Source organism: Microvirga soli, assembly GCF_016734765.1.
Classification (GTDB): Bacteria; Pseudomonadota; Alphaproteobacteria; order Rhizobiales; family Beijerinckiaceae; genus Microvirga; species Microvirga soli.
Window position 1 is genome coordinate 61,786 of the sequence record NZ_JAERQE010000026.1, and the last position, 10,376, is coordinate 72,161.

The 10,376-nt window shown below is 61.0% G+C and carries 10 protein-coding genes and 1 pseudogene; 7 read left to right on the forward strand and 4 right to left on the reverse strand.

The window, feature by feature from the left end; genetic code table 11:
- Nucleotides 1–4: 4 nt before the first annotated feature.
- From JKL45_RS19475 to JKL45_RS19490, 4 genes are all read right to left on the reverse strand, one after another.
- Nucleotides 5–304 carry a hypothetical protein gene (locus tag JKL45_RS19475; RefSeq protein ID WP_201863241.1) on the reverse strand — a complete coding sequence of 100 codons (300 nt, stop codon included), beginning with the start codon at nt 302–304 and terminating at the stop codon, nt 5–7.
- Between the two features lie 203 nt (nt 305–507).
- Complete coding sequence (locus tag JKL45_RS19480; protein ID WP_201863242.1) at nt 508–1,590, reverse strand: D-TA family PLP-dependent enzyme; 1,083 nt, start codon at nt 1,588–1,590, stop codon at nt 508–510.
- An 11-nt stretch (nt 1,591–1,601) separates the two neighbouring features.
- Nucleotides 1,602–2,063 carry a RidA family protein gene (locus JKL45_RS19485; RefSeq protein WP_201863243.1) on the reverse strand — a complete coding sequence of 154 codons (462 nt, stop codon included), beginning with the start codon at nt 2,061–2,063 and terminating at the stop codon, nt 1,602–1,604.
- A gap of 13 nt (nt 2,064–2,076) precedes the next feature.
- A complete protein-coding gene (locus JKL45_RS19490; RefSeq protein ID WP_201863244.1) occupies nt 2,077–3,210 on the reverse strand; it encodes an amidohydrolase/deacetylase family metallohydrolase in 1,134 nt (377 codons plus the stop codon).
- A gap of 229 nt (nt 3,211–3,439) precedes the next feature.
- On the opposite strand from JKL45_RS19490, the gene JKL45_RS19495 reads away from it, so the two are divergent.
- The 7 genes and pseudogenes from JKL45_RS19495 to JKL45_RS19525 all read left to right on the forward strand — a co-directional run.
- Entirely contained in the window at nt 3,440–5,005 is a 1,566-nt protein-coding gene (locus JKL45_RS19495; RefSeq protein WP_201863245.1) for an ABC transporter substrate-binding protein, read from the forward strand.
- Between the two features lie 156 nt (nt 5,006–5,161).
- Nucleotides 5,162–6,103, forward strand: coding sequence for an ABC transporter permease (locus JKL45_RS19500; RefSeq protein WP_201863246.1), 942 nt, complete (start codon nt 5,162–5,164; stop codon nt 6,101–6,103).
- 2 nt (nt 6,104–6,105) lie between these two features.
- Nucleotides 6,106–6,954: an ABC transporter permease gene (locus JKL45_RS19505; protein ID WP_201863247.1), complete on the forward strand. Its 849-nt coding sequence runs from the start codon at nt 6,106–6,108 to the stop codon at nt 6,952–6,954.
- A 2-nt stretch (nt 6,955–6,956) separates the two neighbouring features.
- Entirely contained in the window at nt 6,957–7,955 is a 999-nt protein-coding gene (locus tag JKL45_RS19510; RefSeq protein WP_201863248.1) for an ABC transporter ATP-binding protein, read from the forward strand.
- On the forward strand, nt 7,952–8,929 hold the full coding sequence (locus JKL45_RS19515; RefSeq protein ID WP_201863249.1) for an ABC transporter ATP-binding protein: 978 nt from the start codon (nt 7,952–7,954) through the stop codon (nt 8,927–8,929). Before JKL45_RS19510 ends, JKL45_RS19515 begins: the two co-directional genes overlap by 4 nt.
- Nucleotides 8,926–9,888: a MurR/RpiR family transcriptional regulator gene (locus tag JKL45_RS19520; RefSeq protein ID WP_201863250.1), complete on the forward strand. Its 963-nt coding sequence runs from the start codon at nt 8,926–8,928 to the stop codon at nt 9,886–9,888. Before JKL45_RS19515 ends, JKL45_RS19520 begins: the two co-directional genes overlap by 4 nt.
- 162 nt (nt 9,889–10,050) lie before the next feature.
- A pseudogene (locus tag JKL45_RS19525) lies at nt 10,051–10,299 on the forward strand (IS6 family transposase); the annotation flags it as partial.
- Between the last annotated feature and the right edge of the window lie 77 nt (nt 10,300–10,376).

Genomic DNA, 10,376 nt, shown 5'->3' on the forward strand with positions numbered 1-10,376 from the left:
ACCACTATCCCTCACACCGAGCGAACCGGAAAATCCCCCAGGCTAGCCCGGCACTTACCAAGCCGTTGTTTGAGGAATGAGCAAAGCTGCGAAAATCGGGCAGCATCACAAGCACTGGGGTCTTTGCGGCCCTATTTGGCACATGCCAGGCCGAAAAATCCTCATCGACAACGAAAATCGGAGATGATGCTTCGAAGGGTTGGACCTCCGTGCCGAGCTCTTCCCAGTATTTTTTTATCTGGGGCGAAAAAGGTTCTGTCGCAAACTCGAAGTATAGGCGCTTTTCGTCGCCATTTTCGGTCATGGCGGCACCGCTAAGCCGTTGATTCTACAGCAACCGGCCAACGTGAGCTCGCCAGTATAAACAAGTAAAAACCGAGTTTGCGACAGAACCCGTTGCTTTCCGTTTGGTTGGGGCCATCATGTCCAGCAAAGTCGGATCTCACTTTCGCGCTCGATGATCCAAGTGGTTAGCCCCTGCTTAGGCGAAGTCGGGCCGGGAGCAGGTCAAGTCAGGCGACCGCGGGCGGCGACCGACAATTCGCCGACGATCTGGTCTCCACGCAAGGCGATCAGCCGATCCACCATGTTCACTACCACGCAGACATGGTTCGGCACGATGCGCACCACGTCGCCGATGTTCGGGCGGTCGTTGCAGGCGGAGAGATCGAGGAAGCCGTGCTCCTCGGCAAAGCGGGCGATCTTGGCCTGGGGGTGCTCGAGGATCAGGCCGTGCCCTTCCAGGCCGCCGGTATCGCTCGTCAGGGTCTTCGAGCCGGAATCGAGGATGCCTCGCTCAGGGCCTGCCCGACTGACCACCGTCGCATAGACCGTCAGGGCGCAATCCTCCAACCCTGCGACGCCGGCCGCCAGCATCATGCGGTCGTTGAAAACGGACGTCCCGGCCCGGTGCTCCGTCACGCCCCTGATCTTGCCGAGATTGGGCAGGTTGGGGGTTCCGCCCGAGGAGACGATGCGGGGCTCGAGGCCCATCTCCCGGACGCCGGCGGTCGCCGCATCGAGGAAGGTCTGCGTCTCGGCCATGACGTTCTCCGGCGGGTACAGCATGAAGCCGGCAAACGAGAGTCCGGGCCGGGCGGCGATGTCCCGGGCGAGCGCAACGGCCTCCGCCACCGTCTCGACCCCGGCCCGCTTGCGCCCAGTGTCGCATTCTACGACCACGTCCAGATCCCGGCCTGCGATCGCGGCTGCCTGCGGCAGGCCAGCGACGACCACTGGATTGTCGGCCGCAACCGTGACCTTCGTGCGCGACAGCAGCCGGCCGAGGCGGCCCAGCTTCTCCTCGCCCAGGATGTTGTACGAGATCAGGATGTCGTCGTGGCCGCTCTCGGCCATGACCTCGGCTTCCCCGAGCTTCTGGCAGGTGATGCCGCGAGCGCCCGCGTCGCGCTGCATGGCGGCGATGACGGGGCTCTTGTGCGTCTTGATGTGAGGCCGGCTGGCGATGCCGGCCGCATCGCACAGGGCCTGCACCCGAGCGATGTTGCGCTCGACGACGTCGAGATCGACCACCACCGCAGGCGTCCCGAACCGGCGTGCAACTTCGGCCTTTAGGGCTTCAATGCTCATGGCTGTCCTTTTCAGTCCCGAACGAGAAGAATGGCCTCAATCTCGACAGTCATCCGGTTGGGCAGCGATCCCATTCCGACGGCCGCGCGAGCATGACGCCCGGCTTCGCCTAGCACCTCCACGAGGAAATCCGAGCACCCGTTGATAACCTTGGGATGGTCAGAGAAATCCGGCTCCGCATTGACCATGCCGAGCAGTTTCACAACGGCATCAATGCGGCTCAGTTCGCCAAGGGCTGATTTCGCCACCGCGAGCAAATTAAGACCCGTCAGACGGGCATCCTCATAGGCCTCCTCGATGGTCGCGTCTCGACCGAGGCGGCCTGGCCGGTATGTTCCGTCGGCGCGCTTGGGGCCTTGGCCGGAGAGATACAGGAGGTTTCCGGCGAAGCGGTATGGCACATAATTGGCGACCGGGATCGGAGCCTCGGGCAACACAAGACCCAGAGCAGCAATTCTTTCTTCGGGCGTCATATTCCGTCTCCTTTCAAGCTTCGTGCCACACTTGACCGTTGATGACGACGCCCGTGGCCACGAGGCGGCTTTCTCCGGAAAGAGTTTCCCCAGTGGAGTCAACGTAGTCGAAGGCACCGTTCTGCAGCTCCAGAATCGATGCATCGCCAGCGCTGTCGGGGCGGAACGTGCCCAGTTCTGGTCGCTTGAGAGCCTTAGCAGGGTTCTCGGTCGCGGCCCTGATCACCTCGACCAGGGGCATGCCAAGGCAAAGGAATTTTGACATGGTGGTCAGAAGGTCGAAGGCTGGTCCGTCAATGCAGAGGGCATGCACGTCGCTCGAGATGCAGTCTGGCATGAAATCATTGTCCAGCATGACCCTCGCAGTATCGAACGCGAAGGATCCCATACCGTGTCCAACATCGAAGATCACACCCCTTTGGCGCGCGTCGATCACGGCCGGGTGAACCTTGCGATCCGCAGTTGCGGGCGAATTGGGGAACGGCCTGAAACAATGAGTCAGCACGTCGCCTTCGCGCATACGCTCCAAAACCTCCGGGAGGGTTGGCGGCGGGATATCGATGTGGACCATCATCGGCATGTCGAGGCGGTCGGCCACCTGACGGCCGATGTCCAGCGGAACGATGCCCGAATTACCTGACGCATTGAAGCCAACGCGCACCTTGATCCCCGCCAGGGTATCACGATTGGCCGCGGCGACCTCGACCGCGTCGATGGGCGCCATGAGGCGCAGATCGCCGCTCTCTCCGACCATCACACGCTTGGAAAAGCCGTAGATGCCCGCAAATGAGACGTTGAGATAGGCGATAATGCGCACGGGTGACGGCTTGATGACGTGCTCGAGGAAGCCCGGATAGTTTCCTGGGCCTGCGCTTCCCGTATCGACCAGCGTCGTGCATCCTCCCCGCGCGAGCACAAGGGGGTCCACGCCAAGGGAGGTTCCGCCCCAGTAGACATGCGTATGGAGATCGATCAACCCTGGTGTAACGATCTTGCCCGCGACGTCCTTTATGGCGTGTGCGCCCTCCACGAGATTGTCGCCGATCGCAACGACCTTTCCGCCTGAAAAGGCCACGTCGGCCACCCGGTCGATGGACTGAGATGGGTCGATGACGCGTCCACCCCGCAGAACGAGATCAATACTCATGTCAGATAGGCTCCTTGATACGATCCCTGCATGAACGAAAGAAAATTACATCGACCCAGAAGCTGTCGGGCTTCTGCAACCAATGTGGCTGACCCCTATGGCGTAAGACTGGCAGGAAATCCGGTCAAGGCAATTGACAGCCGATCAAACAGATTAATAAACTTTCATTATTGCCCAACTTAGAGATGAGGGAACACTCTTACAGGCATGGGCATCAATGGAGGACCACATGAAGACTCAGAGGGATCGCACCGGCGCATTCACGCGCCGTGGACTGGGGCTCGCCGCCGCTGGGGTGGCCGCATCCGTGCTCCTTGGACCCAGTGCCTCATGGGCGCAGGAAAAGACCAGTGCCAACCTAGCGATGATCGGCGAACCGCAATCGCTCGACCCGATGGCGTCCACGGCCGACCTTGTCAGCATCATTATGCAGCACGTCTATGAGCCATTGTTCACCTTCGACAGCCACTCGGCAGTGCAGCCCATGCTGGCCGCTAAGAGCCCGGAAATCTCTGCCGACGGTAAGACATACACCATCGAGATTCGTCGGGGCGTGAAATTCCACAACGGCCGCGAGCTCGACTCTGAGGACGTCGTCGCTTCGCTCAAGCGTTGGGTGGACCTGACGCCGCGCGGCAAGGCGCTTGCGAAGAGCATCACATCGATCTCCGCAAAAGGTCCTTCGACAGTCGAAATCGTGCTCTCCGAGCCTCAGCCTGCGTTGCTCGCGCATCTTGCGCTCCCGTCGGGCTTCGCCGTGATCATGGCGAAGGAGTCGATTGCCAATCCACTCGTCGAGTTCATCGGTACCGGCCCCTACAAGTTCCGTGAGCGCAAGCCGGATCAATACGTTGTACTCGTGAAGAACGAAGCCTACTCCTCGCGGGGCGAGCCTGGGGACGGTTATGCGGGTAAGCGAGAGGCGAAAATCGACGAACTGCGCTTCATTCCCGTCCCGAACGCCAACACCAGGGTCGAAGGCGTCATCGCGGGGCAATATCAATTCGCCGACCAGTTGCCCGTCGAAAGCTACAAGAAGGTTTCAACCGCCTCGGGCGTCAACGCCGTCCTGACGATGCCTTACGGTTTCCCGTATATCCCAACCAACACCAAGCAGGGACCCATGGCCGATCCGAAGATCCGCCAGGCCTTTCAGATGGCGTTGAATACGGAAGAGCTCCTGCTTGCAGCGTTCGGCGAGCCGAAGTTCTTTACTGTCACCGGCGAGCATTTTCCGAAGGGATCTCCGTTCAACTCGACCGCAGATGTCGACAAATACAACAAGGGCGATCCGGACGGTGCCAAGAAGCTGCTCGCAGAAGCCAAGTACGACGGATCTCCGATCCGCATCCTGAACTCCAAGCAGTATGATTTCCACCATCGCATGGCACTCATGATGGCGGAGCAACTGAAAGCGGCAGGGTTCAAAGTTTCCCTCGACGTGGTTGATTGGTCCACACTGGTCCAACGTCGCGGCGATCCGGCACTCTGGGACGTGTACATCACCCACTCGGCCTTCATGCCGGACCCGATGCTCTCCCCGCCGCAGCTCGGCGACGGCGCGCCGGGCTGGTGGAAGACGCCCGCAAAGGACGCGGCCCTCGCAGCCTTCAATGGCGAGTCGGACCCCGCGAAGCGCGGGCCTCTGTGGGGCAAGGTCCAGCAGGTCATCTACGATGAAGTGCCGTACATCCGGGTCGGAAACTTTGCCGCGCTGAGCGGCGTCTCGGGCAAGATGAAGGGCTACACACCCATGATGATGCCAGCTTTCTGGAACGTCGAACTCACCAAGTAACACTCTGGGCGGCGACATCCCGACCGAAAGGCCAGGGTGCCGCCGCCTCGCCAGTTTCTGATGCAAAGGCGTCGAAAACGGATACAAGTCCAACGTTCTTGTTGAACACGCGCAGAGGCGGACCCTTTGCCTCTGCCCCTTCTGGAGACTAGAGCAATGTGGCTCAAGCTCGGCCAGCGCCTCGTCAGCCTCATGATCGTCATGTTTCTCGTGGCCACGATGGTCTTCTTCCTGACGCGGCTCGCTCCGGGAGATCCGGCGGCACTCATGCTCGGAGATCAGGCGACGGCTGAAGACATTGCCCAGTTGCGGCAGGTCTACGGTCTCGACAAGCCGATCCTCGTCCAGTTCGTGCTGTGGCTCAAGGAGATCGCCAGCGGCAATCTAGGACACTCAATCTTCCTGCAGCGCCCCGTTATTCAGGCGATCGCGGAACGAGCCGAGCCTACCTTCTTTCTGGCACTCTTTTCCGTGACCATCGCGGCTCTGGTGGGCATCCCGGCCGGCATCGTATCGGCGGTATGGCGCGGGCGTCCCGTGGACCAGATCGTCAGCGGCCTCGCAATGCTGGCGGCCAACATTCCGAGCTTTTGGCTTGGTCTCATCTTCATCCAGCTGTTTGCCGTCCGCCTCGGCTGGTTCCCCGTAGCAGGCTACGGCGAGCCGGGCGCGCCCTTCGTTGAGCGCCTTGCGCATCTCGCGCTCCCCGCCACTGTTCTAGGGATTGTCAATTCGGCCCTAATCGTCCGCTTCACGCGAGCCAGCTTGCTTGACGTGTTGAGCGACGATTATGTCAGAACGGCGCGCTCGAAAGGCCTCTCCGAGGCCCGTGTGGTGCTCCGGCATGCCTTCGGCAACGCCCTTGTTCCCATCGTCACTGTGGTCGCCCTCACGGCGGCCCTGCTGGTCGGTGGTGCTATTGTGACCGAGACCGTTTTTGGGCTTCCCGGCATCGGCAATCTCGTAGTCTCCGCCGTGCTGCGACGAGACTACCCGGTCATTCAGGGTGCCCTCATCGTCGTGGCAGCGGTCTACGTGCTCATCAACCTGCTGACCGACATCATTTACACATTAGCCGATCCTCGGGTCCGGTACTGATCATGGTCCAGACACCTGCCATCCTGTTCTTCCGACGCATGTTTCGAAGGAAACTCGTGTTGGCGGCCTTCATCGTCCTCGCCGTCATCGTGCTGATGGCGCTGCTCGCGCCGTGGATCTCTCCCTACGAGCCGACCTCCATCAAGATCATCCGCCGGCTCAAGCCCCCTGGCGAGCTTAACTGGCTGGGCACTGACGAGTTCGGACGAGACATTCTCTCACGCATCATCTACGGGGCCCGCGCGTCGCTCGGCATCGGCTTCGCCGTTGTGCTCGTGTCGATGACTGTCGGAACTCTGTTCGGGTTGCTGGCCGGCTACTTCAGGTCACTCGATGGCCTCGTCATGCGGTTCGTGGATGCCATGATGGCGCTCCCCGATATCCTGTTGGCGATCTTCCTGGTGGCCGTCCTCGGTGCTTCCGCCTTCAACGTCGTGCTGGCACTCTCGATCGTCTATACGCCGCGGGTGATCAGGGTGGTCCGCGCCTCTACCCTCGTTGTTCGCGAGTTGCCCTTCGTCGAGGCGGCCCGTGCGTTGGGGGTCTCTACACGCCGGATTCTGTCCGTGCATATCCTTTTGAATGTCGCTTCGCCGGTGCTGGTCCAGGCGACCTTCATCTTCGCTTACGCGGTCTTGGCCGAGGCTGGGCTGTCCTTTCTGGGGGCAGGGGTTCCGCCGGAGGTGCCAACCTGGGGAACCATGATCGCGTCCGGCCAGCAATATGCCGATAGTTCCTTCTGGGTGGTGCTCTTCCCCGGCCTCGCCATTGTTCTCGCGGCTCTTTCGCTGCAGGTCGTCGGCGACGGCTTGCGAGACATGCTCGATCCCAAACTGCGGAAGACACTGTGACGATGGACACCCCGCACCTTCTCTCGATCAAGGGCCTCGAAGTCCGCTTTCGTACTGAGGACGGCGAAGTAACCCCGGTACGAGGGGTCACACTTTCCGTCGCCGCCGGTGAGACCGTGGCTCTCGTGGGCGAGTCGGGGTCCGGGAAATCCGTGACAAGCCTCGCCACTATGGGGCTTCTGCCGCGCCCAGCCGGACGGGTCTCGGGAGGGCAGATCCTGTTCCGCAGGAGGTCAGGAGAAGTGACCGATCTCGTAACCCTGCCTCTGCCGGAATTGCGCAAGCTGCGGGGCTCTGAAATCGCGATGATCTTCCAGGAGCCTATGACCAGCCTCAACCCGGTCCTGACCGTCGGCGAACAGATCGCCGAGTCCGTACGCCTGCATATGGGCATCGGCCATGGGGCCGCGCTGCGTCGGGCGGAAGAGATGCTCGGCCTGGTGGAGATCCCAAACGCACGAGATCGTATTCACGAGTATCCGCACCAGATGTCGGGCGGCATGCGACAGAGGGTGATGATTGCGTTGGCGATGTCCTGCAATCCTGCCCTACTGATTGCCGACGAACCGACCACGGCGCTTGACGTGACTATCCAGGCTCAGATCCTGGCGCTAATCGCGCGCCTGCAGCGGGACCTTGGCATGGGGGTTCTGTTTATCACGCACAATCTCGGCGTCGTTGCGGAGGTCGCCGACCGGGTAACTGTGATGTATGCGGGTCAGGTGGTGGAGACCGGTTCCGTCAAGGATATCTTCCAGGCGCCGCGGCATCCATACACAAGTGCTCTGCTGAACTGTCTGCCGGCTCGCGCACGGCATCGGGAGGATGGCCGCAGGGTGGTACAGTCCATTCCCGGTTCCGTCGAGTTCGTCAAGGAAGGGTGCAGCTTTGCTCCGCGCTGCACGCTGGCTGCGGATATCTGCCGTACGGGCGCGGTCACACTGGATGACGAAACGGAACGCAGCGTCCGCTGCCTGAGGTGGAGGGAGGTCCTCGCATGAATGCTGCACCGCTTTTGGCAGTCGAAGGTCTGACAAAATATTTCGGACGAGCACCGCAGCTCGTGCGCGCCGTGGAAGATGTAAGCTTTGATATCGCGCCAGGTGAGGTCCTAGGCTTGGTCGGAGAATCCGGTTCGGGAAAAAGCACGATCGGCCGACTCATTCTGCGACTGATCGATTCGACAGCAGGTGCCATCCGCTTCGAAGGCCAGGACATCTCACAACTGCCTGAGCGGCACCTGAAGGTCCTTCGCCGCAACGCGCAGATGATCTTTCAAGATCCTTATGCAAGCCTGAATCCCCGGCTGCGTGTGCGCGAGATCGTTGGGGAGGCACTCGATGCCCACCGGATCGCAAGTGGAACCCGCCGCACCGAGCGCATCGGAGAACTCCTGGAAACCGTCGGGCTGCAGGCAGCCCACCTGTCCCGCTTTCCGCACGAGTTCTCCGGAGGTCAGCGCCAGCGCATTGGAATAGCCCGTGCCCTTGCGGTCGAACCAAAGCTGATCGTTGCCGACGAGCCGGTCTCGGCGCTGGACGTCTCCGTCCAGGCGCAGGTGATCAACCTTTTGCAGGATCTGCGGCAGCGCTTCGGGCTTGCGATGCTCTTCATATCCCACGATCTTGATGTGGTCGAGCTGATGTGCGACCGCATCGCAGTGCTCTATCTCGGGCGGGTCATGGAAATTGGCTCGTCGGACGATATTTCGAAGAGGCCGCGCCATCCTTACACGCGAGCGCTGCTTGCGGCCTCCCCAAAGGCTGACCCGGACGCACCGAAAATCCGCCGGATGCTCACAGGCGACATCCCATCACCCATGGCGCCTCCCTCAGGCTGCGTGTTTCGCACCCGGTGCCCGGCGGCGACGGAAGAATGTGCCCGCACCGTTCCAATGTTGCGTTCAACCGGCGGGGGCCACAGGTTCGCCTGTCACTATGACATCGCATACGACGAAGAGCCGGCGGCGGCATGATAAAGGAATCTCCCGTTCTGAACCTTTCACCGGATCCCGGTTCGGATATTCTTCGGTCCATCAACACGAGCCTGGTGTCTATGTCGGCGGGACAGAAGCGCATTGCCGCGATGGTTCTCGAAAACCCGCATTGGGCGATGCAGGCCAATGTCGAGGACCTCGCCTCGCGGGCCAGTGTTAGCGCCCCGACTATTGTTCGCTTTGCCCGCGCGGTCGGGTGCGACGGCCTGCGCGACCTGAAACTCAAACTGGCTGCTGCTCTCGCTGTCGGTGCACCCTACCTGCATCGCAGCGTGACGCCGGGCGACAGCACTGCGGAAGTCGTTCGCAACATCGTTGGCAGCACCACCTCGGTTCTATCCGACTGGCAGAATCAGCTGGTACCTGCGGACATCGAACGTGCGGCCGAGATTATGCACCGCGCCCGGCGCGTCGACTGCTTCGGAACCGGGGCGACCTCGAACTTTCTCGCCATGGACATGCAGGCACGACTGTTCCGGCTCGGCATCACCACAAATGCATTTTCCGACGCTCATCTCCAACTCGTCGCGGCGGCTACGCAGACGGAAGAAGACGTGCTGTTCGCGATCTCCTATGTCGGCCGCATGCCCGCTCTTCTCGAAGCCGCGGCGGTTGGCAAGGAGCACGGTGCCACAGTGATCGCTCTGACTCAAACGAACACACCGCTGGCCACAATCGCCGACATCGTGCTCAGCATCGACGTGCCTCACGATGCGACGATGCGGGTGGGCACCGACGCCTATGTAGTCCAACTGCTTATGCTCGAAATTCTTATGGTGATCATCGGTCTCAAGCGCGGCCCCGCCACGATCAATCGCCTTGAAGAAATTCATGATATCCTGCTCACCCGCGGCGTCGACAGCGATGACCCGTCGCTCCTGCACTGGGGCTGGAAGCAAGTCCTGAACAGCGGCAAAGACGAAGCCAGCGAGTTCTGAGCATCGTGCAGATCTCTCCTTGGAGGATCTACTGGTTACGTCGCAAATCTTGCGACAGATCCCCTCTGCCGCGAGTTGCAGGTGTGCGGGAAGGGGTTCGGTTGCAGCTTTAAAGCTTGCTCCGCCTGAGCTATGACAGCCAGGTGCTGCGAGAGACTGACGGTGAAGCAAGGAAGCAAGAACCCGTTCAAGGGTCGACAATTCACGGCGGAGATCATTCTGTGGGCGTTCCGCTGGTATCTGCAGTCCCCGATCAGCTATCGTGATCTCGAGCGGATGTTTGCGGACCGTGGCGTTAAGGTGGACCACACGACCCTCTTTCGGTGGATCCAGGCTTACGCTCCCGAACTGGACAAGCGCATTCGTCCGCACCTGCGCATGAGCAATGGTTCTTGGCGGGTAGACGAAACAGGTGATGTCACATTAACTGACGCGGGGTGCATCGAGGGCAACTCGGCTGCATAACCGGCTCAAGCGATGAGGCCTGC

Bases quoted from the DNA above. Each gene is read 5' to 3' on its own strand.
- JKL45_RS19505 (WP_201863247.1), top strand. From the start codon at position 6,106: ATGGTCCAGACACCTGCCATCCTGTTCTTCCGACGCATGTTTCGAAGG.
- JKL45_RS19510 (WP_201863248.1), top strand. From the start codon at position 6,957: ATGGACACCCCGCACCTTCTCTCGATCAAGGGCCTCGAAGTCCGCTTT.
- JKL45_RS19490 (WP_201863244.1), bottom strand. From the start codon at position 3,210: ATGAGTATTGATCTCGTTCTGCGGGGTGGACGCGTCATCGACCCATCT.
- JKL45_RS19475 (WP_201863241.1), bottom strand. From the start codon at position 304: ATGACCGAAAATGGCGACGAAAAGCGCCTATACTTCGAGTTTGCGACA.
- JKL45_RS19485 (WP_201863243.1), bottom strand. From the start codon at position 2,063: ATGACGCCCGAAGAAAGAATTGCTGCTCTGGGTCTTGTGTTGCCCGAG.
- JKL45_RS19515 (WP_201863249.1), top strand. From the start codon at position 7,952: ATGAATGCTGCACCGCTTTTGGCAGTCGAAGGTCTGACAAAATATTTC.
- JKL45_RS19495 (WP_201863245.1), top strand. From the start codon at position 3,440: ATGAAGACTCAGAGGGATCGCACCGGCGCATTCACGCGCCGTGGACTG.
- JKL45_RS19500 (WP_201863246.1), top strand. From the start codon at position 5,162: ATGTGGCTCAAGCTCGGCCAGCGCCTCGTCAGCCTCATGATCGTCATG.
- JKL45_RS19520 (WP_201863250.1), top strand. From the start codon at position 8,926: ATGATAAAGGAATCTCCCGTTCTGAACCTTTCACCGGATCCCGGTTCG.
- JKL45_RS19480 (WP_201863242.1), bottom strand. From the start codon at position 1,590: ATGAGCATTGAAGCCCTAAAGGCCGAAGTTGCACGCCGGTTCGGGACG.